We start from the raw sequence: 22,471 nt of genomic DNA on the forward strand, positions 1-22,471 counted from the left end.
CTCATTTCGCGCCTACGGCGCTGGGCCGTCGCCTGGTTCGCAGCACGTAACTCCCCAAGTTGTTGGCTTTTCCGTTGCAAACCCGCACAGCGAGGGCGCCTCCAACGCCGTGACGCGAAAACGTGTGCCGGGGACCGCGGGCTGTGCCACGCGAGCGAAGGGGCAGTACGAGTTGATCCGCTACCAAACAAAGCTATCGAAACAAAGCACCGCGGCGCAGAGCGTACAATATCTTGCAGCGCTGATTTGGATGCCCATGGTCCGCTGAAAATGGGATGGCCAATCGCAAGGAGAGCAAGTTCCCGCTGATCTATTCAATGAAAAAATCTTTCTTTTCTTTCCTCGTTGTTTTCTGCCTTTTAACCACTCTTACTTGGGCGCAGAGCCCGCAGCCGTCTTCTTCTCAGCAACCGTCTTCGCCGTCGCAACCCGCGCCCCAGCAAACGCCCGCGCCGTCGGCCACCAGTCCGCAGGCAGCGTCCCCGCAAGCTTCGCCACAAAAGCCGCAAGTCCCGCCAGCGCACGTGGATACGGAAGACACGGAGGAGATGGAGGGCAACCACAAGCTCACTCCGGACGAAGCCAAAGAACTGCTGGCAACCGTGGACGAAGTGCTGCACTTTGTCAGCAAAGACACGCTGCTGCCCATCAAGCACGAGGTGAAGAAGGCCATCATCAGTCGGGAGCAGGTGGAAAAGTACATCAGCGAAAAATTCAAGACGGACGTGGACCGCATCCGCTTTGAGCGCTCCGAACTGGTGCTGAAGAAGTTTGGCTTGCTGCCGCGCAATTTCAACCTGCACGACTTCATGATCAAGCTGCTGGCCGAGCAGGTGGCCGGGTTTTACGACGAAAAAACCAAGACCATGAACCTGCTGGACTGGATTTCTCCCATCATGCAGAAGCCGGTGATGGCGCATGAGCTCACCCACGCCCTGCAGGACCAGAGCTATGACCTGCTCAAGATGAGCAAGCATGATGAAGAGATTGAGAAGCGCAGCCTGCAGGACCTGAAAGCGGCCATTGACAACGATGAGCAGTCCACCTGCCGCAGCGCGGTGATGGAAGGCCAGGGCATGATCGTGCTGCTGGATTACATGCTGTCCCAGGTGGGCAAGAGCGTGGAAGATTCCCCGCAGTTCGTGGACATGATGCAAAGCTCCATGGACAAAAGCGGAGACGGCAAGAGCCCGCTGTTTGACAGCGCGCCCCTGCTGCTGCGCGAAGAACTGATCTTTCCTTATCGCCAGGGGACGAATTTCATCAAAGAGTTGCTGATGGCGGGCGGCAAGAAGCTGGCTTACACCGGCGTGCTGGACCGCATGCCGCAGACGACGCATGAAATCCTGCAGCCCAAGGAATATCTCGCCGGACATCACATTCCGCCGCTCTATCTGCCCGATTTCAGCTTCCTGAAAAAAGACTACGAGCCCTTCGACGTGGGCGCGGTCGGCGAATTTGATGTGACGATTCTGCTCAAGGTCTATTCCGAAGATGCCGTGGCCAAGCGGCTCAGCCAGGACTGGCGCGGCGGCTCCTACTACGCTGCCGGTCGCAAAGGCGCCAAGCCGGGCGACACCAACTCTTCTTCCCACGTGGGCCTGTACTACGCGTCCAAGTGGGCGACGGAGGCCTCGGCGCAGGAGTTCGCCAGGATTTATCTCTCAGCCCTGCCGCAGCGCTATAGCGGCCTGCAACATCTGGCCGATGATCCAGCAAAACCTGGGTTGAAACGCTACACCAGCGCTGACGGCCCTATCTTTGTTCAGCAGACCGGCGCAATGGTGGTGGCGGTGGAAAGCTTTGACGCCGCGTATGCCGACAAGCTGATCCAGGCGGGGTTGAAGCAGGCGCAGTAGGGCGAAACACACGGCACGAAATAAGCCAGTCAACGATTGGATGATCTGGCTCTTCGAAATAAAGAATGTGGAGTGTCGCCCCTACGGGGCTTGAATCGTTTTTCCCGCCTTCCTCAGGCCTGCCGGCCTGGGCTAACTCATTTCGCGCCTACGGCGCTGGGCACAGGATGGCCTGTGCGGATTTGTCGTGTCGTAGACGAACGGTATTGGAGCTAGATCATTTCGCGCCTACGGCGCTGGGCACACGATGGCTCTGCGCGGACTTGTCCTTTCGTAGACGAACGGTATTGGAGCTAAATCATTTCGCGCCTACGGCGCTGGGCACATGGCCTGTGCGGATTTGTCGTGTCGTAGGCGAACAGCATTGGAGCTAGATCATTTGGCGCCTGCGGCGCTTCGTTCAAAATGACATCGTCGCGTCTTATCTGCGCCCTTCGCTATAATCACGAGTTTGAATATTGCTTGAGGAGAAGACTGTTTGCAGCGAGCTGAGATTGGCATTATCGGCGGCAGCGGTTTGTATTCCATGCCCGGGCTCACCAACATGGAAGAAGTCACGGTGCAGACGCCGTTTGGCGAACCGTCAGACGCCTTCGTACTGGGCACGATGGAAGGCCGCAAAGTGGCGTTTCTCGCGCGTCATGGACGCGGGCATCGCATCCTGCCCAGCGAGCTCAATTTTCGCGCCAACATTTACGCGATGAAAGACCTGGGCGTGGAGCGGATCTTTTCCGTCTCCGCCGTGGGCTCGCTGAAAGAAGAGCACAAGCCCACGGACTTCGTGATCCCTGACCAGTTTATTGACCGTACGTTTCACCGTGTCTCAACGTTCTTTGGCCATGGGATCGTTGCCCATGTAGGCTTCGGCGATCCGGTATGTCCGGAAGTGGGGACGGCCATCGGACAAGCCTGTAAGGACATTGGCGTAGTGGGCAAGTCCGGCGGGACATACGTCTGCATGGAAGGCCCGCAGTTTTCGACGAAGGCGGAATCGAACCTGTACCGCAGCTGGGGCGCGGACGTGATCGGCATGACCAACCTGCAGGAAGCCAAGCTGGCGCGCGAAGCCGAGATCTGCTACGCCACCATGGCCATGGTGACCGACTACGACTGCTGGCATCCGGAGCACGATTCGGTCACGGTGGAGCAGATCGTAAGAGTGCTGAACACCAATGCGGAGAACGCGGCGAAAGTGGTGAAGCAGGCCATCGCCGTGATGCCCAAAGAGCGCAAATGCAAATGCGGGTCGGCCTTGGAGTTTGCGCTGCTCACCGATCCCACCAAGATTCCCGCGGCCACGCGGCAGAAACTGGCGCTGTTGCTGGACAAATATCTCGCCAAGACCCAGGAGGGCAAGCCCTAGTGTCCTTGCTTGTGGTAGGTTCCGTTGCGTTTGACGCCATCAAAACTCCTTACGGCAAGACCGACAAGATCCTGGGCGGCGCGGCCACGTATTTTTCTTTGTCGGCCAGCTTCTTCACGCCGGTGCGCGTCGTCGCCGTAGTGGGCGAGGACTTCACGGAAAAAGAAGAGCAGGTCTTCCTCGCTCGCAAGATTGACATCAGCGGCATCGCGCGGGAAGCGGGCAAGAGCTTCTTCTGGGCCGGCGAATACGGCGAGAACGTGAATGAAGCCAAGACGCTGGACACGCAACTGGGCGTGTTTGGCAACTTCAATCCGCAAATCCCGGAGAAGTTCAAAGACACGCAGTTTGTATTTCTAGCGAACATTGATCCGGTGCTGCAGGTCAACGTGCGCAAGCAGATGCACCACGCCAAGTTTGTGGGCGGCGACACCATGAACTACTGGATCAAAGACCACCGCATGAACCTGCTGGAGATGCTCAAGCAGGTGAACGCGCTGCTGATCAATGACACGGAAGCCAAGATGCTCGCCGGCGACGCCAGCCTGGCTCGGGCGGCGCAAAAAGTGCTGGCCATGGGCCCGCAGGCGCTGGTGATCAAGCACGGAGAGTACGGCGCCACGGTGTTCTTCAAGGACGGCTCTTTCGGCATCGGGCGGCATCCGTTTCGCGCGCCCACGTTGCCGATTGAGCAAGTCACCGATCCCACCGGCGCCGGTGACAGCTTTGCCGGCGGCTTCATGGGCTACATTGCGTCGCAACAAAAGCTGACTCGCGACGTCTTTAAGCGCGCCATGTTCTACGGCGGCGTGATGGGATCGTTCGCCGTGGAAGCTTTCGGCACCGAGCGCCTGCAGAAACTCACGCGCGAAGAGATTGACGAACGCTATAAAGTGTTCCGCGAACTGACGCATCTGGATTGATGTCGCTCCGCTCCAAACCGCCAGCGTGCATAGCTGCGTTGCGAAAGCACTCAGCGCTTGCAGCAAGCCGCTCGGCGCGCAAGCCGGCCTCGCGGCTTTTGGTTCACAAAGTCGTGCCCTCTCCCGTCAGTGCTTTTTAGAACGATAGGGATTCCTCACCCCGGCAAACTGCGCCGGGGTTCGGAACTTCGGAAGTAGGCGAACCGGCTACTCCACTCTCTCCGCGAAGATCAGCAGGTAGCCGTCGGGATCGTACACGGCGAACTCCTTCATCCCATAAAACTCTTTGTGCAGCGGCACGGCGAGCTTGACCCCGCGGCCTTCCACGGTCTTGAGGAACTCATCAATGCCATCCATGGCGATATACAAGCTGAGCGTACCGCCGATCTGGCGTCCGGCGAACAAGTCAGGCTGGCCGGGTTGCGGCGGCATGTGCTGGTTAAGGAAAACAACGGCATCGCCATGCTGCATCCAGGCAAAGATGAAGGGCGCCTTGTCCGGCACGGTTTGCGAGACGGAGAAGCCGAGTACGTCGCGATAGAACTTCAGGCTCTTTTCCATGTCGGCGACAATGAGGTTGGGAGTGACTTTGTTGAATTTCACGGGCTTCTCCTTTTTGGGTTGGTTTTGATTGTACGCCGGCGACGGCGATGAATTGTTGGACTGAGGCGCGGCGGTGGCTATGGCACCAAGACACAGCGCGAGCACGCAGGGTAAAAGTATGGATTTGGTTTTGTTGATCATGGATTCTCCTCGTTAGTGGCCGCTCCGCGGCTGGGGACCGAACGGCAGGATTCCCAACCTGAAGAAGAGCAAGCACACGCCATCGTTATGCTCGCAATCTCCTCCATCCACGAATCCTGCGAGGAGAATCGTAGGTAGGGCCCCTGACATCTTTAGGCTGATGGTCAGGACCCGCGAGGTACGGCAGGTAAGTTAGCAAAGCTCGCGGGCCGAGTCAAGCCGTGGCGTCCATATAGAATTCTTTCGGCAGAGACTTCTACAAACCTATGCAGCCACAAAGTTCCCAACAGGAGGTCCGCGGGCGCGACTACGCGTTGCTGGCGCTGTTGACAAGCCTGGTTGGAGCGGCTGCCCTGGTCTTCTACTATCGCCAGAACGCCATCCTCTTATATGGCGACGCGGTGGCCCACATCAACATCGCGCGGAGGGTGTTTGATTCGCGGACGCCTGGCTTGTTTCAACTGGGGACGGTGTGGCTGCCGCTGCCGCACGTGCTCGATTTGCCTTTCGTCGCCAACAACTGGCTGTGGCAGAGCGGCGTGGGCGCGGCGATTCCTTCGCTGGTCGCATACGTTGCGGGCGCGCTGGGCGTGTTGCGTCTCGTCGGCGAAATGGCTTCGCGGACGGCGGCATGGATCGCGGCGGCAATTTTCGCGCTGAATTCCAACCTGATCTATATGCAGTCCACGGCGATGACCGAGCCGCTGTACCTGGCGCTGTTCGTGTGGACCGCGGTGTATTTCGCCGAGTTCGCGCGCGCGGCCAAAGACGATCCGGGGCAGGGAAGGCGCGCGCTGGAAAAATGCGCGATGGTGGTTTCCGCGGCGATGCTGGTCCGCTACGACGGCTGGTTGCTGGCCGCGGTGGTGGCCGTGGCGGCTTTCGCGGCTGCGTGGAAGATTCGCTTGACGGCGTGGCCGGTGCGCCGCGGGCTGATCAGATTTCTTCTGCTCACGGGCGCGACTGCGGGCGTATGGCTGGCTTACAACCACGCGGCGTACGACAACGCGCTGGAGTTTGCCAACGGTCCTTACTCGGCGCATGCCATCCAGGAGCGCACACGGACCGCGACCATGCACACGTATCCGGGAGAAAACTCACCGCGCGTGGCTGCGCAGTATTTCCTGAAGACGGTCCGGTTGAATATGGGACAGGGACGGACTGAGTACCTGATGTTGCCCGCGGCTTTTGTGGCGCTGCTGGCTATGATTTATTTTGACCGCCGCTTCTGGACGTGGGCGCTGTTGTGGGTCCCAGTCCCGTTTTATGTGGTGATGATGGCATGGGGCAGCGTGCCTATTTATCTGCCCGACTGGTGGCCCTTCAGCTATTACAACGTGCGCTACGGTTTGCAGTTGCTGCCTGCTGTGGCGGTGTTCGTGGCACTGGGCTGCGAATTTCTGAGCAAATTCTTTACGCCGCGCCTGGCGGCGAGCGCAGTGGTTGTGGCCGTCGCCATCAGCTACGCGTCGGTGTGGCAGAGCGCGCCTATCTGTCTGCGTGAAGCCCAGGCCAACGGCCAAGTTCGGATGGATTTCGATCGCTTGCTGGCGGCGGAGCTCAAGAAACTGCCGCCATCGGCGACGATCATGATGGATTGCGGCACGCATCCGGGCGCGGTCCAGTTGGCCGGCATTCCATTCCGCCGCGTGCTGCGGGAAAGCAATCCGCCGTATTGGGAAATCGCGCTGTCCCAGCCCGCGCTTTCGGCAGACTATGTAGTTGCGTTACAAGGCGACGATGTTGCCCGCTCCGTCCGCCTATTTCCGCAGGGGCTGGAAGAGGTTGCCGCGGTGGGTACTCCGGGCGGGCAAAAGGCTGTCATCTATTATTCAAGCACCCGCAGTCGAAAACCGGGCATTGAGTAGACTGTATTCGCAATGCTACGACTCACGCGCTGACGCGAGTGCTACAATCGGGCAAGATTAGCCGGCAATGATCTACGCGCTAGTGGCGATTCCTCACATTCCGTTTGAGACTCTGGTTTCCAAGCACCTGGTTGCGCTCGCTCTGGCGGCGGTGCTGGGCGGGATCATTGGCATTGAACGCGAAATCAAACGACGGCCTGCCGGCCTGCGCACCAACATGTTTATCTGCTTCGGCTCGGCCTTGTTCACCATCCTCTCTGCGGAACTTGGGGGAGGGGGTGACTGGACACGAATCGCCTCGCAGATCATTCCCGGGATCGGCTTCATCGGCGCCGGGTCCATTCTGCGTTCCAAAGGCGGCGTGAGCGGGCTGACCACGGCGGCCACCATCTTTGTGGTTGCAGCGGTGGGCATGGCGTGCGGCGGCGGACTCTACCTGCTGGCCGGATTTTCCACGGTGCTGATCGTGCTGGCGCTGATCGTGCTGGGCCAGATGGAGACCCGCTTTAACCTGAAGCCGCTGCGCATGAGCTACAGTGTGGTCACCGGCAAGTCCGTTGACGAGATTGTGGATGAAATCAACTCCACTCTCAAGGAGAGCGGCAGAGAGCTGCACAATATGCGATTGAGCCGGACCAATGGCCAGCGACGAGTAGACTTTAGCGTGGACGCGACGCGCAGCGAGCACAAAGCACTGGCCGACCGCATGCGCCTTTCGCCAGACCTGCGCGACTATGAATCTGTCGTCGAGTCCCAGGATGCGTCTTAAGCGAGGATGACTCCCAAAGTAAAGATAGCTCCTGAACCCGAGATCAATCTCCCATGACCACACCCTTTACCAAGGCTTCAGCGTGCGGCAATGACTTTCTGATCATCGAAGGCCGGCATGCCCCCGCCAGCGTGGCGGAGTTCAGCAAGCGGATTTGCGACCGCCACCACGGCGTGGGCGCCGACGGCGTGGAGTGGCTGTCCCCCGGCCAGGACTGCGATGCGGAGATCCGGCTGATCAACGCCGATGGCACCGAAGCGGAAATCTCCGGCAACGGCACGCGCTGCGTAGCGGCGTACCTGGTTGCGAGAGGCGCGGCGGAGAAGCTGGCCATCCGCACTGGAGCGGGTGTGAAACATTGTGAACTGATTTCGCGCGCGGACAACCGTTACGAGTTTGCGATGGACATGGGCCAGCCGAAGGTTGGCGAGCCGTTTTCGCTGACCACCAGCGCGGGCGAAGTTCGCGGCACGCCGGTTTCCATGGGCAATCCACATTATGTGATTCTGGTGAGCCAATTTCCTCCTGCCTGGGCGGCGCATGCGGCGGAAGTGCAGCGCCAGCCTAGTTTCAAGGATGGAGTCAACGTGGAGTTTGTCCGCATTCCCGGCCCAAACGCCATCGAAGTGCGCTTCTACGAGCGCGGCGTAGGGGAAACGCAGTCATCGGGGACGGGCTCGTGCGCGTCCGCAGTGGCGGCGATTGCCGCGGGCAAAGTGAAGTCGCCGGTGCAGGTGCAGGCCGTGGGCGGAACGCAGATTGTCCGATGGGAAGGCAACAGCGTTTTCCTGCGCGGAAGCGCCGAGCTGATTTGCCGAGGTGAGTTTCTTGGCTGAGGCAAAAACAATAAAACCTGCGGCGCTGAAGCCGGGCGATAAAGTTGGCATCCTGGCCCCGGCCAGCAGCTTCAACCGCGAGGCCTTTGAAGCCGGCTGCAATCGCCTGCGGCAGATGGGATACGAGCCGGTCTTCGCGCCAGATATTTTTGATCGCGACCTTTACTTCGCGGGCAGCGCCAGCCGGCGGCTGGGCGAGCTGGAAGGCTTGCTGGTCCGCGATGATATTGCCGCGCTGATCTGCGTGCGTGGCGGCTACGGCAGCAACTACCTGCTGGACAAACTTAACTTCGGCTTGTTCGCAAAGCATCCTAAAATCCTGCTTGGCTGCAGCGATGTTACTTCGCTGCTCACGGCCATCACCGACCGCACGGGCCTGGTCACCTTCCACGGCCCGATGCTGGCCAAGGACATTGCTGACGGAACTTTCGACAACGTGAGCTGGAACAACTGCTTACAGGGCGCAAGCTCGTGGACGGTTCCCGGCAGCGGCGTTGAAGTGTTGCAGCCCGGCAACGCGCTGGGACGTTTGTACGGCGGGTGCCTGTCCATGGTGGCGGCATCGCTGGGAACTCCGTTTGAAGTCCAGACCGAAGGCACAATCCTGTTTATTGAAGACGTGGCGGAAAAGCCGTTTCGCATTGACCGCATGCTGATGCAGTTGCATCTTGCGGGCAAATTGCGCGGGGTGCGCGGGTTCGTGTTCGGCGAAATGCTGGATTGTGTGCCGCCCGCGGGCGAAACGTACACGTTGCAGCAGGTCATCAAGCGCGTACTGGAGCCATACCGCGTGCCCATCACGTACGGACTCAAGTCCGGGCACGTTTCCGGCGGCAACGTCACGCTGCCGCTGGGCGTGCAAGCGGAGCTGACCGCCGGGCCGCAGGGCGTAGTCCTGAAGATATTGGAAGCAGCAACGCAAATCCGTTAATCTGGAATTATCGTGGACCAGCAGCACGTACACATCATTGGAATCTGCGGCACGGCCATGGCGTCACTGGCCGGGCTGCTCAAACAGCGCGGGTTCAAAGTCACCGGGTCAGACGCGGCGGCGTATCCGCCGATGTCGGATTTTCTGGCGTCCATCGCCATTCCGGTGGCGCAGCCGTACGCCGAGACCAACCTGAAGCCGCGGCCCGACTGGGTGGTAATCGGCAACGCCATTTCGCGCGGCAACGTGGAGGTGGAACACGTCCTGAACGAACGCATTCCGTTCCGCTCCATGCCGGACACGCTCTACGATTTCTTTCTGCGCACGCGCGAGCCGATCGTCGTGGCGGGAACGCACGGCAAGACCACCACCACGTCCATGCTGGCCTGGATTTTTCAGCAAGCCGGCAAAGACCCGTCATTTCTGGTGGGCGGGATTGCGGAAAACTTCGGCAGCAGTTTTGCCCTTCGCCAGGGCAAACACTTCATCCTGGAAGGCGACGAATACGATACCGCGTTTTTCGACAAAGGCCCCAAATTCCTTCATTACTTTCCGCAGGCCATCATTCTTACTTCCGTGGAATTTGATCACGCGGACATTTACGCCGACCTGGGCGCGGTGAAAACAGCGTTCAAGCGCCTGGTGAACATGGTCCCCGGACGCGGCAAGATCATCGCCTACGATGCCGACGCCAACGTGAGCGAGTGCCTGGCCAAAGCGTTCACGCCTGTGGAACGCTACGGGTTGAGCGAAGGCGCGTTCTGGAGGATCGTCAACATGAACTTTGCGCCGGAGAGCACGACCTGGCAAGTCCTGCGGGAAGGCCAGCCCTGGGCGGACTTTGAGTTTTCTCTTGCCGGTGAATACAACGTGCTCAACGCGACGGCCGCCGCGGCGATGGCCGCCCACTACGGCATTGAGCCGGCGGTGATTGCCGAGGCGCTCAAGAGCTTCAAGAGCGTGAAGCGCCGCCTGGAAGTGAAAGCCGAGATTGACGGCATCACCATCATTGACGATTTTGCCCATCATCCCACGGCCATTGCGGCTACGCTGCAGGCGCTGCGCACGCGATATCCGGCTGCGCGGCTGTGGGCGGTGTTTGAACCGCGGTCCAACACGCTGCGCAGAAAAGTCCTGCAGAAAGAACTGGTCGCCAGCCTGGCGCTGGCCGACCAGGTGATCATCACCACCATTTTCAAACCTGAAGCGGTTCCGGAAGAAGAACGCCTGGCGACTTCCACGGTGGTCAACGCGCTGAAGCGCGCGGGCAAACCGGCCCGCGAACTGCCCGACGCCGATGCGATCGTCCAAGAGATTGCGCCCGAACTGCAACCGGGCGACGTGGTAGCCATTCTCTCCAACGGCGGCTTTGGCGGAATTTATGAAAAGCTTCCGCGCAAGCTGGAAGAACTGCGCGGGGCCCCTCGGGCATTATGAAAACGCTGCGGACGCTGGTGGCCGCCGTCCGCACCACGATGGCGCTGGTGTTCTTGCTGGTCGCGGTCCCGCCCTGCGCGCTCATCGCTTTTCCCTGGACGCTCATCACCGGCAAGATCGGCTTTCTGTATTTTCTCGGCACCGGCTTCGCCTACCTGGGCGTGCGCATCGCCGGCGTCAAGGTCAAACTCATCGGCCTGGACAAGATTGATCCCCAGGGGACGTACATCTTTATGTCCAACCACGTTTCCAATCTTGATCCGCCGGTGCTGGTGCCCATGATTCCGCGGCGCACGTCGGTGCTGGCCAAGAAAGAACTGTGGCGCATTCCGATTCTGGGCCAGGCGCTGAAGCTGGCGGAAATTGTTCCGGTGGACCGCAAAGACCGCGAGTCGGCGATTGACAGCGTGCATCGCGCCGGCGAAGTCATGCGCCACGGCATCAACATGACCATTTATCCGGAAGGCACCCGCTCGCCCGACGGGCGTTTGCGGCCCTTCAAGAAAGGTCCGTTTCATCTGGCGGCGGAAACCGGCTTTCCCATCGTTCCCATCACCGTGCTGGGCACGGCCGAGCTGATGCCCCGAGGCAGCAACCTCATCCGCAGCGGGACGGCGACGCTGGTGTTCCATCCGCCAGTTGACCCAAAGAAGTTTTCTTCCCGCGAAGAGCTGATGCAAGCGGTGCAGGTGGCGATTGAGAGCGCGCTGCCGGAAGAGAAGAGGAGCGGGTGATCAGGAAGGCGGATTCACGCAAAGGACGCAAAGAGCGCAAAGCAAATCGGTGCTAACTATCTTTGCGATAAAGCAGATTGCGCATGGCTTGGCGGCGGGCCTCGTTGGCTTCCTTGGCCGTTTTGCGTTCGTCGGCGTCCATGCGGCGCTTGGTCGCGGGCTCAGCAGCCTCCGCTTCGCTGCATGCTGGGCAGCGGTTGGCGAAACCGGGCTTGCCCGGCTTCAACTCAAACTCTTCTGAGCAGACGGCACAAACTTTGATGGGAAACTTCATCGTAGCTCCATGAAACCTCAAATTACATGATACAACCTGAGAGAATCGGGAGATCGGGCCATCGGGTGATCCGGTGATCGGGAAAGGCGGATTCACCGCAGAGGATGCAGACGTCGCAGCGTAAGAACAAGAGCACCGGCAAGAGTGCCGGTGCCACACGGTCGTCGGTGGTCGCCGGGATCGCAGGCAAACCTTACCGCTGATGAACGCTGATGACGCAGATTGAAAATCGGGTGATCTCGAATGCGTAACCGCAGAGGGCGCTGAGGTCGCAGAGGAAAGGCGTGATTCGCCGACTCAGGGGGCAGCCCGTACAATTGTTCCTTGCCATCGCTTCCCCAATTCTGTGACGTCGCCCTGCCGGTCCCGTTGGACATGGTGTTCACCTATCTCAATGGTGACCATACGCCGCTAGTCGGCGGGCGCGTCCTGGTCCCGTTTCGCAATGAGCGGCTCTCCGGCGTAGTCACCGCGCTGCATGACCGGCCGCCTTCCATGCAGGCAAAGACCGTGCTGCAGGTGCTGGACGCCGAGCCGGTGCTGGACGCCATCCTCATGAAGCTGGGGCAATGGATTGCCCAGTATTACCTGGCGCCCATCGGCGAAGTCTGCAGAACGATGCTGCCGCTGGCGGCGGAGATCAAGAAAGCCAAAATCTACCGCATCACCGACGCCGGTCATGACGCGCTGCATGCTTCGGCGACGGCCGGGTCGTCGCGGCGCTCCAAGCAGGATATTGACGCGCAGATGGTGGAGCACGCTGTGCTCGATTACCTGGCCATGTCAGACGAGGCCTTGGAAGGAACGCTGCGTTCGGCCACCGGAGCGACCCGCGAGGTGCTCAGCAATCTGGTCCGCAAGAAATGGGTGATGCGGGAGGACGCTTCGCAAGCACGCGACGCGCGACGCACGGTGGAGATCGCGGTGCTCAAGCCAGTGGAAAGCAAACTGCCCGAAGAAGGCAAACCCGCAGCCAAGCTCAACGCCAACCAGCAAACGATCATCGCCTTTCTACAAGCCAGGCTTCTTCAAACAGGTCAAGGCCGCGCAGCGGTGGAAGAGATCAGAGAATTACCCGTCCCGCGAACCACGTTGCAGACTCTGGTCAAGCGCGGCCTGGTGGAGATAGAAGAAGAAGCGGCGGAGTTCCATGTTGGAGGCTTGAAGAAGCGAGGCCCTTCGCATCTTGACTTTATTTTCAATGCGGAGCAGAAGGCCGCGTTGCAATCCATTCAGAAATCAGTTGTCGAAAAGAAGTTCTCCGTCTCGCTGCTGCACGGCGTAACCGGTTCGGGCAAGACCGCCGTTTATCTGGCGGCGATGCAGTCGGTGTTGGAGGCGGGCCGTGCGGCGATATTGCTCGTCCCGGAAATCGGACTGACGCCCGCGGCGGCCGCAAACCTGCATCAGGTCTTCGGCGAGCAAGTCGCCATCCTGCACTCGGCTTTGTCTGGCGACGAGCGTGCCGAGCAGTGGCACCGCATTCGCCGGGGCGAAGCGCGCATCGTGGTGGGCACGCGGTCCGCGGTGTTTGCGCCAGTCGCCGACCTGGCGCTCATTGTGGTGGACGAAGAACACGACGCGTCGTACAAGCAGGAAGAGACGCCGCGCTACCACGGGCGCGACGTGGCGGTGATGCGCGGCAAGCTGAGCAACGCCGCGGTGGTGCTGGCGTCAGCCACGCCGTCGGTTGAGTCGTACCACAACACGGAGTCGCGCAAGTATCAACTGATTGAGCTGCAAGAGCGCGTGGAGCGGCGTCCGTTACCGGAAGTGGAAGTGGTGGACATGAAGTTTGACTTCCAGCAGAGCGGCGAAGACCGGTTGTTCTCGCGGCAGATGATCGAGGAAGTCACCGAATGCCTGGGCCGAGGCGAGCAGGCCATGATCCTGCTGAACCGGCGCGGGTATTCGTCCATTGTGCTGTGCCGCGCGTGCGGCGATTCGCTGCAATGCAAGAACTGCTCCATCGCGCTCACGTTTCACAAAGCCGGCTATCGTATGGAATGCCACTACTGCGGATATCGCCAGCCAGTGCCTAAAGTTTGTCCGGCGTGCCAAAGCGAACATATTTATTTCCTGGGCGCAGGCTCGGAAAAAGTGGAAGAGCGGCTGCACGCGGCGTTTCCCACGGCGCGCATCGGGCGGCTGGACCGCGACACGGTCCGCACGCGCCACGATTTTGAGCGCGTGCTCAACCAATTTCATGCCGGCGAAATCAATTTGCTCGTTGGCACGCAGATGATCGCCAAAGGGCACGACGTTCACGGCGTGACGCTGGTGGGCGTGGTGGGCGCCGACTACGCGCTGGGCTTCCCTGATTTTCGCGCAGCGGAGCGCACCTTCCAGTTGCTGACGCAAGTCGCGGGACGCGCGGGGCGCGGCGAGACGCCGGGCAAGGTGGTCCTGCAAACTTTTCATCCCGATCACTACGCGATTCTGTTTGCGCAGCGGCACGACTATCACGGGTTCTACGAAAAGGAAATTCGCTTCCGCAAATGGATGCATTATCCGCCGTTCAGCGCGCTGGCCAACGTGCTGGTGCGCAGTGACAAGCTGGAACAAACCTTGCAGTGGACAGGAAAGCTCGCTCACTGGTTTGAATCCACGCGCAATGAAGGCTTGCGCGTGCTGGGACCGTCCGTGGCGCCGATCATGCGATTGAAGCGCGACTACCGTTATCACTTCATCGTCAAGGGCGAAGGTCGCGAAAAACTCAACGCGGCGCTGCGCCGCATGCTGGCCTTCGCCGACGAACAAAAAATTCCCCGCACCAGCGTTATCGCGGACGTGGACGCGCTGTCATTACTTTGATTTTGCTGGATGATTCTTATGATATTGCTCCACGATTCCCTGCAGACTTGAAGGTTCATCGGATTTACTGCTGGTGATGGGCGCGGGCGCCAGCGTGACGATCAGCATGAACAAGGCAAACGCCGCCAGCCACAGCCGCTTTTTGTCCAGTGCGGGAGAAAGCGGAACGTCAGGATGGCGGTCTCCGGTCATGCGCAGCACAATGGCCCAGAGCATCCATCCGGCCCAGTAAAACCAGCTCAACGGCAGCAGCACGGTGACGGTGAGCAGGGAAATGCGGCGATGCCAGCGCGGGTTTAGGGCAAAGATGATGTGTCCGCCGTCCAGTTGTCCTCCGGGAAGCAGGTTGAGCGCGGTGGCGAACATGCCCACCCACGCGGCCATGGCCACAGGATGAAGATACAGGCTGCTCACCGCGAACTGGCCGCCCAAGTGGTTGCCGAACAACTCCAGCGCGCGGTGGACCAGATGAAAGATCAGCGGCGTGCCGAAGACCAGATCGTTCTGGGCCATGCCGGCGGGCATCGGCGACGACATCATCAGTCCGTAGAACAAGACAGGCACGGCCACGACAAACCCGGCGATCGGCCCGGCAATTCCGATATCGAAAAGATCCGAGCGGTTGCGAATGGGAGAACGTATGCGGATGAACGCTCCCAGCGTGCCGATCAAAGTTGGCGCGGGAATGAAGAAGGGAAGCGTGGCGTAAACTTTGCGGCGCACGCAAAGAACGAAATGCCCGAACTCATGCGCGGTCAGGATGCCCAGCAGGCAGGCGGAAAACGGAGCGCCCAGCAGCAGCCGGCGCCAATCCTGTAGCGCCCAGGAGTAAGGCCAGTAGTCCAGATCATCGGAGACGCTGCTGGAGAACGCCGGCAAGTGGTGGTCAAAGTTGTATTGCAAGCGCGCGCCAATGCACAGCGTGGTGAATATGGTCGCCAGGAAGAGCAGGGCGTGCAGCCAGTACCGCCGCTTGGGCGGATGGATCACGTACACCCTGATCTCGCGGCTCTCAGGATCGTAGACCTGGTATTCCAGCGGAGGAGATAGTTGGTCCGGCATTGATACGGATGGCCCTGTGCTCGGCAGCCTTGGCTCTTAGTCGATGGACTGTAATTCCTTGCCCGGCTTGAAGCGCACGGCTTTGCCGGGAGGAATGTTGACCTCAGCGCCGGTGCGCGGGTTACGCCCGATGCCAGTCTTGCGCGGACGCACGTTGAACACGCCGAAGCCGCGCAACTCAATGCGCTCGCCCTGGCCCAAAGCCTTCTTCATGCTGTCAAACACGGTTTCCACCGCCAGCTCGGCTTTGGTCTTGGTAATGCCGGTTTTATTGACCACTTCGTTGATGATATCGAGCTTAATCACGGGTCAGCTCTCCTCAAATTCTGCAAAGGGGGCGTAACTTGCAGATATTATTGGACTTTCACGCCGGTTGTCAATGCCCCAATAGGCCAAGTAAGATGACTTCTTCGTCACACCCGGAAAAACGACTCTACAGCACCTCAAGGACCCTCATACCAATGGCGATAAAAAGTGACCGCTGGATCCGCAGAATGGCCCTGGAACACGACATGATTAACCCCTTCAATGACCGCCAGATGCGCGAAGGCGTGATCTCTTACGGGCTCTCCTCTTACGGATATGACCTGCGGGTGGCCGATGAATTCAAGATTTTTACCAACGTGAACTCCTCCATCGTTGACCCCAAGAACTTTGACCGCAATTCGTTTATCGACGTGAAAGGAGCGTCCGTCCTGGTGCCGCCTAACTCCTTTGCCCTGGCCCGCTCCGTTGAGTACTTTAAAATACCTCGCGATGTCCTGACCATCTGCGTGGGCAAGTCCACCTACGCGCGTTGCGGCATTATCGTGAACGTCACGCCGTTTGAACCCGAGTGGGAAGGCTTTGTCACCCTGGAAATCTCCAACACTACGCCGCTGCCGGCCAAGATCTACGCCAATGAAGGCCTGTGCCAGATCCTCTTCTTCCAAAGCGACGAGCCGTGCGAAGTCAGCTACAAAGACAAAGCCGGCAAGTACCAGAAGCAGGCGGGGATCGTGCTGCCGAAGCTGTAAGGGTTTACCACAGAGGGCACAGAGAGGAATTGCGTCTTGGGTCGGTGGAGTGGCGCAAGGCCGGGATAGGGGTGGGAACGGCGGTGAGCGCGTGCTGTTCTTTTGTCGCTTCGCTGCGCTCCGGCCTACGGCAGTAAGGAAGGATTTCTTTCTTTGCTTACCCAGCGCTTGCCCTTCGGCGCGTGTTACGCGCCTCGGGACGCACTGGGCTAACTCAGTCCGCGCCTACGGCGCTGGAGTTGTCGTGGGTGCAGTATCATGACTTTGAAAGCGGCGCTGGAGTAAGCACCTCCCATTTGTCTCGCGGGCGAAGGGTCGAGCAGCCGGAATAAACACAGTGCCTTTTCAGAGCCAACCGCAATTACCAAGCTGCTACAGCGCCGGAGGCGCGGGATGAGTTAGCCCAGGCCGGAAGGCCTGGGTAGGGATAGGTTAAAATGGCGAGCCCCGGAGGGGCGATACATGTCACACACCTATTCGCAAAACCATCTTCACGTTGTTTTCAGCACGAAAGAGCGCCGGAAGATCATCGCCGAACAAATGCAGCCCAAATTGTGGTCCTACATGGGCGGAATTGGACGAAATCATGGATTCCTGGTCCTGGCCAACGGCGGCATCGAGGACCACGTCCACCTGCTGATCCAGGTACCTCCGGCTTTGGCGTTGGCCAAAGCAGTGTCGTTGCTGAAATCAAACTCTTCGAAGTGGATGAATGAGCACGGAATCAAGTTTGCGTGGCAGGAAGGGTATGGAGCGTTCAGTGTGAGCGAGTCGAACCTCGCCGCGGTCGAGCGGTATATTCGCAACCAGCCCAAGCACCACCGCAAGATGACGTTTGAGCAAGAGTTTATTGCCCTGCTCAAGAAACACCGGATCGAGTTTGATCCCAAGTACGTATTTGGATAGTGCCGCACCTACGGCGCTCGTGAGTCTTTTACCATCCTACCCAGGCCTTCCGGCCTGGGCTAACTCATTTCGCGCCTACGGCGCTGGATTGCCGTTGCGATTGCAGTGTTGTCGCCTTGAGAGCGACGGTGGGGAGTGCCCTATATGCGAAAGAGAAAAAATATTTTCGGAAGATTTCCACAGATTTGTAAGTGGTTTAAAACCCGTAATTTCTGAATTTAGAGATTAGCGGGTACGTTTAAGGCCGCAAAACGACCTGGTTTTTCGCCTCCTGGCGCCCGTTTTTGCTGTGCACAGTGGCTGAGGCAATTTCGAAGCACATACGGGGTCTTGACAGTTGGGAGTTTGGATTCATACTGGTTTTAAGTCGCACTGAACCAAAACAGAAGAAAAAATTCTGGAGGTCAGTGTGAGTCCTCTCCGAGCAAAAAAGCTAATTATCGAATGGTTGGGCGTCGTCCTAATCTTTCTCCTGGCAATAAAAATTCTCCTTGAAGAATGGCATGCGCTTTTTCATTAATAATAATGAAGACGCGAAATCAGGTCATATCGTTGTAAAACTTGTGTGCCGAAATATGTTTGCCAATTCGATTATCGTATCTGAATGCCGCCCCCTACGGGCTCTGCTTGGTTTCCCTCCCCATTGCCCAGGCCTTCCGGCCTGGGCTAACTCATTTCGCGCCTTCGGCGCTGGAACATCCGAGACGGTCAAAACCCCTTTCCATCGCCACCGGCCAACTCATTTCGCGCTTTCGGCGCTGGGTCATGCCAGGCGGTCAAGCCCCAATTTATCGGTGCCAGCCTGGGTAAGTCATTCCACGCCCGGCGCTGGGCGTTTCTCTTTCAAAAAATAGACGTGTATTCCCTTTACTTTCGCTACCGAATGCGCTAGGATTTGGCGTATGATTCGCTATGTATTCGCTAATAAAGAAGCCTTTGAGCACTCAGCAGTCGGTCCTCAGGAAAGGCAAGAAGAGTCGAAAGCAGGAAACATAGGGATTCGAGGCCGAAACGAGGCAAAAAAGAGGGGTCAACCGTGCGGTGACCGTTCGATGACTGACCGGTGACCGGGCGGTGACCGGCCGGTCGAATGGAGTTGTGCCTTTGTTTTCAACGAAAAAGGAGGAACCGGGGGTGGGGGTAGGGAAATTGGTAATTGAGTAATTTGGCAATCGGGTAATTTGAAAACCAAGACCATGAGCAATCGCCCCCAAGTAGGAGCAGCAAGAGCAAGGAGAGATTTATGGATGGGTATCGTCCGCCGTATGGCGTGAATGACGATTTTGGTTACGCTCCGGGCGAAGACGCGCTGGGCTTCAACGCGGCGGAGCGGGCGTTATGGAACGAGGCGAGGACGCAGGACGAGCGCACGGTCCTAATGCGGCAGCGCGACGAGCGCCGGGCACGCGAGCACAAGGAACGGGAACGGCAGGCCTGGACTTCAACCAGAGCGGCCCAACTGTTGAAGAAGTTGGGAGCGTGCTTTGAAGAATACCGGGAATGCCTGGAGCAGGATCCGCGCTTGCAGGAGAAAGCGCTGGAATTTGACGAGACAAATCAGAAAATTTTCAACAAGATGAGGAGCACGCTGGAGCGGGCGAACAACGCCCCGCGTTGCCGGTACCGGAAAGCCAGCGGCGGGACATGCCGGGCCCCGAGGGTTCGGGGCAAGAAATACTGCCACATGCACCTAATGCTGGAGGAGGCGCGTCCGCAGCGGATCGAGCTGCCGAACCTGGGCGACGCCAACGCGATCCATGCGGCGATCGCCAAAGGCGCGCAGGCGGTGGTGGACGGAAAGTTGGAGTACAAGCAGGCGTCAATATTGGGTTACTACCTGCAACTGGCGTTGAGCAACGTTGGCCGGGTGAATTTTGAAGAAGAAAGTCTTGCCGCGGATTGACGCGGATGACCGCGGATCAGGATTGCTGCCTAGGCGGCTGAGAATTGGTTCTTTGAAAATTTGGGAGAAAGTTGGGTTTGGGTCTCTCCAGCGCCTCCCCGCTGATGGTCCCTCGTGCCTCCGGCGCTGGGCTGTCGTTGGCGTTGCAATGTCGTTACCTTGTGACGGTGGTAGCTCCGGCAAAGGCCTCTCTTGCTCTTCTCCGTGCCTCCTTGGTGAAAAACTCCTGATCTACGCCGCCACCATCGCCACCCGGCTCGCCGTCTTCCGCCACTCGACCAATCCCGCCACGCACATGGCCATGAACACCACGTACAGCACGGCCGTCAGATAAAGATCTTTGTAGATGTACAGTCCGATGGCCAGCGCGTCGCCGATGATCCAGAACCACCAGTTCTCCACGATCTTGCGCGACATCATGTATTGCGCGGTCAGAAACATGGCCGTGGTCAGGCCGTCGGCCAAGGGGACGGTGCTGGGGGTGAAGCGGCGCAGCAGGAAGTAGAGCACGCCGGTGGCGGCCGCCGCGACGCCCGCGTACGCCAGCAGCGTCGCTGGGGAAGCCCGGTTTACGGCCAGCTCAGAGTGGTTTCGTCCGCCATGCAGCCAGTTCCACCATCCATAAAGCGCGATGGCGATGTACACGAACTGCAAACCCATGTCGGCGTACAGGCCGGACTGAAAGAAGATGAGGATGTAGAAGATGTTGTTGGCGATCCCCACCGGCCAGTTCCAGATGTTCTCTTTCACCAGCAGCCAGACACACAGCACCCCGGTGATGAAACCCAGGAGTTCTTGCCAGTTGGCCAGTATGAAGTGTAAGACGAAATACAAGACCGCGTTCGCCACGTGGCCCATGCTTAGGCCTTACGGTTTGATCGCTTCGCCGGCTTTGTAGATATAGCGGATGGCAGGCTTGTAGATGAGCACGTTGGATCCGCCGTTGCGCACCATCTTGATGCAAATCTTGTCATACCACTCGATGACGCCCTGCACCTGTTCGCCGTCCTTGAGCACCACCACCACCGGAGTCTTGCCCTGGATCTGTTTCTGGTAATAGTAGTTTTCCGCGTGCGTCTGGTCAGACGAGTTCATCCGCCGCGGACCGTTGTTGGGCGCGCGGTCGGTGCGCTCCAGGCGTTCGCGGCGCTCTTGCACCGGCTCCGTCCGCGGAGGAGCGGCGCCCAGCGAAGGGCGAATCAGCTTGCGGCTGATGAATTCTTCGTCCGTGCGATCGGGGGATTGGCGTGGGGCAGTTGCGTCCATTGCGTCCTTCATGACCCTCTTCTTTGCTCCCGTCTCCCGCCTGCAAAAAACCTTGCCGGCCGGGGCGCCGGTTTGGGCAGCCGAGCTGAACCCAATCGTTGGAGCTGGATTTCAGTTGCGGGCGTTCTTGGTACGCTATCACAGCAGGATGCCAGTTTCAATTGACTGGAAGTTCAATGACCTTTGCCGACGAATTTAGCTGGGAAACTATGTATAGAAGGGCCTTTGCCGGCCGCGAAATTGCTCATTTTTCGCTGACCCGACGCGCCTCACGCCAGGGCCAGCTTCTCTTGTTTGTCTTTTTCCAGCGCCAGCGGCAGGCCAAAGGAAAACACTGACCCTTGTCCAAGCTGGCTGGTGACTTCGATGCGCCCGTTATGGGCTTCCACAATGGCCTTGACGATGGCCAGTCCCATACCCGTGCCTTGTACGCGAAACCGCTGGCTCTGGCCGCGATAGAATTTGTCGAAGATCATGGAGCGTTCCAGGTCGTCAATGCCGGCGCCGCGGTCGGCCACGCTGGTGACCAGCCGGTCGCCGCGGACCTCGCTGCTGATGAAGATCGGCGTTCCTTCGGCCGAGTACTTCGACGCATTTTCCAGCAAGTGCTGCAAAACTTTCTTGATCCATCCCACGTCCATCTGTACGGCCGGCAGGCGCTCCGGCAGGCGGACCTCAACCGTATGGCTGGCCGTGACGTGCTTGGCCTCCGCCAGCGCGGCGTCAATGGCTTCACGAATCTGGTGCGGCCCGAGCGACAGCTTGACTTCATGCGCGTCCAGTTGCGCCATCTCCACGGCTTCGCCCACCAGGCGATTCAACCGGTCGCTTTCTTCATCAATCACCGCGAGCAGGTCCTGCTGCTGCTCGTCGTTAAGGCTGGCGCCGGAGCGCAGCGTAGTCACAGACGCTTTGATGGCGGTGAGCGGCGTGCGAAACTCGTGCGTCACCGAATCCAGCAGCGCCGAGCGCAGACGCTCGCTTTCCCGCGACGCCGCGGTATGCGCCAGGTCTTCCACCGCGCGCGCCCGCTCAATGGCCGTGGCAATCAGGCTGCCGATGGCTTCCAGCGTCTCGCGGGAAGGAATCACGCCGCTCACGGCAAAAGCCCCCACGGTCCGTATGCCCATGCGCACCGGAGCCACGGCCAAGTGGCGTTCCGCGCTGATCATCAGTTCCCCGCGGACGGCCGCATCGCGCAAGTCGTCGGCGGGAATTTCCTGGCGTTCCGGGTCGGACCGGTAGACCTGGTCCTTGCTGGTCACGTACAGCGCCGCGTGCGTCGCCCCAAAAGTTTCGGTCACAAAGCCCGGGACGGATTTCAGAACTTCGAGAACGTTGTCGGCGACCAGCAGTTGCTGGCCGAAGACGTACAGCCGCTCCACGTCTTGCCGGCGGCGATGCGCTTCCGCCGTCTGTTTGCGCGCCCGTTCGGACAAGTTACTGGCCAGAACGGAAGTGAAAAAGAATGCAAACAACGCCACCCAGTTCTGATTGTCATTGATGGTCAGCTTCCCCACCGGCGGCAGAAAAAAGAAGTTGAAGCACAGCGCCGCCACCAATGACATAGGCAGCGCGTAGCGCAGTCCCCAGGCCGCGGCCACCGTCAAGATCGCCAGCAAAAACGTCACCGCCGCCGTGGTGGGATTGACGTGCAGCAATTTCACGTATACAAGAACGATCAGCGCCACCATGGCGGCGCACGCCAGCGCGCGCAGTGCTGAACGAAACAGTTTCACGCGCTGATTGTATCGTGGATCAAAGTC

20 protein-coding genes are annotated in these 22,471 nt (G+C 59.3%); 13 read left to right on the forward strand and 7 right to left on the reverse strand.

All coding sequences use genetic code 11. The features are described from left to right. The first annotated feature begins 275 nt into the window (after window positions 1–275). The 3 genes from LAO20_10395 to LAO20_10405 all read left to right on the forward strand — a co-directional run bounded on the left by LAO20_10395 (window position 276) and on the right by LAO20_10405 (window position 4,145). Complete coding sequence (locus LAO20_10395) at window positions 276–1,859, forward strand: hypothetical protein (GenBank protein MBZ5531831.1); 1,584 nt, start codon at window positions 276–278, stop codon at window positions 1,857–1,859. A 478-nt stretch (window positions 1,860–2,337) separates the two neighbouring features. Then, window positions 2,338–3,222 (forward strand): S-methyl-5'-thioadenosine phosphorylase, encoded by an 885-nt coding sequence (locus LAO20_10400; GenBank protein MBZ5531832.1) that lies wholly within the window; start codon window positions 2,338–2,340, stop codon window positions 3,220–3,222. Further along, complete coding sequence (locus LAO20_10405) at window positions 3,222–4,145, forward strand: sugar kinase (protein ID MBZ5531833.1); 924 nt, start codon at window positions 3,222–3,224, stop codon at window positions 4,143–4,145. The genes LAO20_10400 and LAO20_10405 overlap by 1 nt, the downstream gene beginning before the upstream one ends. Window positions 4,146–4,352: 207 nt before the next feature. Here the strand turns inward: LAO20_10405 and LAO20_10410 are convergent, their stop codons facing one another. Further along, on the reverse strand, window positions 4,353–4,748 hold the full coding sequence (locus tag LAO20_10410) for a VOC family protein (GenBank protein MBZ5531834.1): 396 nt from the start codon (window positions 4,746–4,748) through the stop codon (window positions 4,353–4,355). 407 nt (window positions 4,749–5,155) lie between these two features. Here LAO20_10410 and LAO20_10415 point away from each other — a divergent pair, with 407 nt between their 5' ends. The 6 genes from LAO20_10415 (at window position 5,156) to LAO20_10440 (ending at window position 11,464) form a co-directional block, all read left to right on the forward strand. Beyond that, the gene (locus LAO20_10415) at window positions 5,156–6,757 is read left to right on the forward strand and encodes a hypothetical protein (GenBank protein MBZ5531835.1); all 1,602 of its coding nucleotides are present in this window, start codon (window positions 5,156–5,158) and stop codon (window positions 6,755–6,757) included. Between the two features lie 67 nt (window positions 6,758–6,824). Continuing rightward, window positions 6,825–7,526, forward strand: a complete 702-nt coding sequence (locus LAO20_10420) for an MgtC/SapB family protein (GenBank protein MBZ5531836.1) — start codon at window positions 6,825–6,827, stop codon at window positions 7,524–7,526. A 53-nt stretch (window positions 7,527–7,579) separates the two neighbouring features. After that, the gene (gene dapF, locus LAO20_10425) at window positions 7,580–8,362 is read left to right on the forward strand and encodes a diaminopimelate epimerase (GenBank protein ID MBZ5531837.1); all 783 of its coding nucleotides are present in this window, start codon (window positions 7,580–7,582) and stop codon (window positions 8,360–8,362) included. Continuing rightward, on the forward strand, window positions 8,355–9,293 hold the full coding sequence (locus LAO20_10430; GenBank protein MBZ5531838.1) for an LD-carboxypeptidase: 939 nt from the start codon (window positions 8,355–8,357) through the stop codon (window positions 9,291–9,293). Before dapF ends, LAO20_10430 begins: the two co-directional genes overlap by 8 nt. Before the next feature lie 9 nt (window positions 9,294–9,302). Next, a complete protein-coding gene (gene mpl / locus LAO20_10435) occupies window positions 9,303–10,730 on the forward strand; it encodes a UDP-N-acetylmuramate:L-alanyl-gamma-D-glutamyl-meso-diaminopimelate ligase (GenBank protein MBZ5531839.1) in 1,428 nt (475 codons plus the stop codon). 38 nt (window positions 10,731–10,768) lie between these two features. Then, window positions 10,769–11,464, forward strand: coding sequence for a 1-acyl-sn-glycerol-3-phosphate acyltransferase (locus LAO20_10440; GenBank protein MBZ5531840.1), 696 nt, complete (start codon window positions 10,769–10,771; stop codon window positions 11,462–11,464). Between the two features lie 52 nt (window positions 11,465–11,516). On the opposite strand, the gene LAO20_10445 is transcribed toward LAO20_10440, so the two are convergent. Continuing rightward, on the reverse strand, window positions 11,517–11,738 hold the full coding sequence (locus LAO20_10445; GenBank protein ID MBZ5531841.1) for a hypothetical protein: 222 nt from the start codon (window positions 11,736–11,738) through the stop codon (window positions 11,517–11,519). 375 nt (window positions 11,739–12,113) lie between these two features. On the opposite strand from LAO20_10445, the gene priA reads away from it, so the two are divergent. Then, a complete protein-coding gene (gene priA / locus LAO20_10450; GenBank protein MBZ5531842.1) occupies window positions 12,114–14,552 on the forward strand; it encodes a primosomal protein N' in 2,439 nt (812 codons plus the stop codon). Here the strand turns inward: priA and LAO20_10455 are convergent. After that, complete coding sequence (locus LAO20_10455) at window positions 14,544–15,614, reverse strand: site-2 protease family protein (GenBank protein MBZ5531843.1); 1,071 nt, start codon at window positions 15,612–15,614, stop codon at window positions 14,544–14,546. The two genes, priA and LAO20_10455, sit on opposite strands and share 9 nt — an antisense overlap. A gap of 36 nt (window positions 15,615–15,650) precedes the next feature. After that, on the reverse strand, window positions 15,651–15,920 hold the full coding sequence (locus LAO20_10460; protein MBZ5531844.1) for an integration host factor subunit beta: 270 nt from the start codon (window positions 15,918–15,920) through the stop codon (window positions 15,651–15,653). A 155-nt stretch (window positions 15,921–16,075) separates the two neighbouring features. Between LAO20_10460 and dcd the strand changes: the two genes are divergently transcribed. From dcd to LAO20_10475, 3 genes are all read left to right on the forward strand, one after another. Continuing rightward, window positions 16,076–16,630, forward strand: coding sequence for a dCTP deaminase (gene dcd, locus LAO20_10465; GenBank protein ID MBZ5531845.1), 555 nt, complete (start codon window positions 16,076–16,078; stop codon window positions 16,628–16,630). A 462-nt stretch (window positions 16,631–17,092) separates the two neighbouring features. Then, window positions 17,093–17,536, forward strand: a complete 444-nt coding sequence (tnpA, locus tag LAO20_10470) for an IS200/IS605 family transposase (protein ID MBZ5531846.1) — start codon at window positions 17,093–17,095, stop codon at window positions 17,534–17,536. 1,243 nt (window positions 17,537–18,779) lie between these two features. Beyond that, the gene (locus LAO20_10475; protein MBZ5531847.1) at window positions 18,780–19,439 is read left to right on the forward strand and encodes a hypothetical protein; all 660 of its coding nucleotides are present in this window, start codon (window positions 18,780–18,782) and stop codon (window positions 19,437–19,439) included. 231 nt (window positions 19,440–19,670) lie between these two features. Here the strand turns inward: LAO20_10475 and pnuC are convergent, their stop codons facing one another. The 3 genes from pnuC to LAO20_10490 form a co-directional block, all read right to left on the reverse strand. Next, the gene (gene pnuC / locus LAO20_10480) at window positions 19,671–20,297 is read right to left on the reverse strand and encodes a nicotinamide riboside transporter PnuC (GenBank protein ID MBZ5531848.1); all 627 of its coding nucleotides are present in this window, start codon (window positions 20,295–20,297) and stop codon (window positions 19,671–19,673) included. A gap of 9 nt (window positions 20,298–20,306) precedes the next feature. Then, complete coding sequence (locus tag LAO20_10485; protein ID MBZ5531849.1) at window positions 20,307–20,534, reverse strand: RNA chaperone Hfq; 228 nt, start codon at window positions 20,532–20,534, stop codon at window positions 20,307–20,309. Window positions 20,535–20,974: 440 nt separating this feature from the next. Next, window positions 20,975–22,444 (reverse strand): DUF4118 domain-containing protein, encoded by a 1,470-nt coding sequence (locus LAO20_10490; protein ID MBZ5531850.1) that lies wholly within the window; start codon window positions 22,442–22,444, stop codon window positions 20,975–20,977. Window positions 22,445–22,471: the final 27 nt, after the last annotated feature.

It is taken from the genome of Terriglobia bacterium, from assembly GCA_020072815.1.
Lineage (GTDB): Bacteria > Acidobacteriota > Terriglobia > Terriglobales > Acidobacteriaceae > Angelobacter.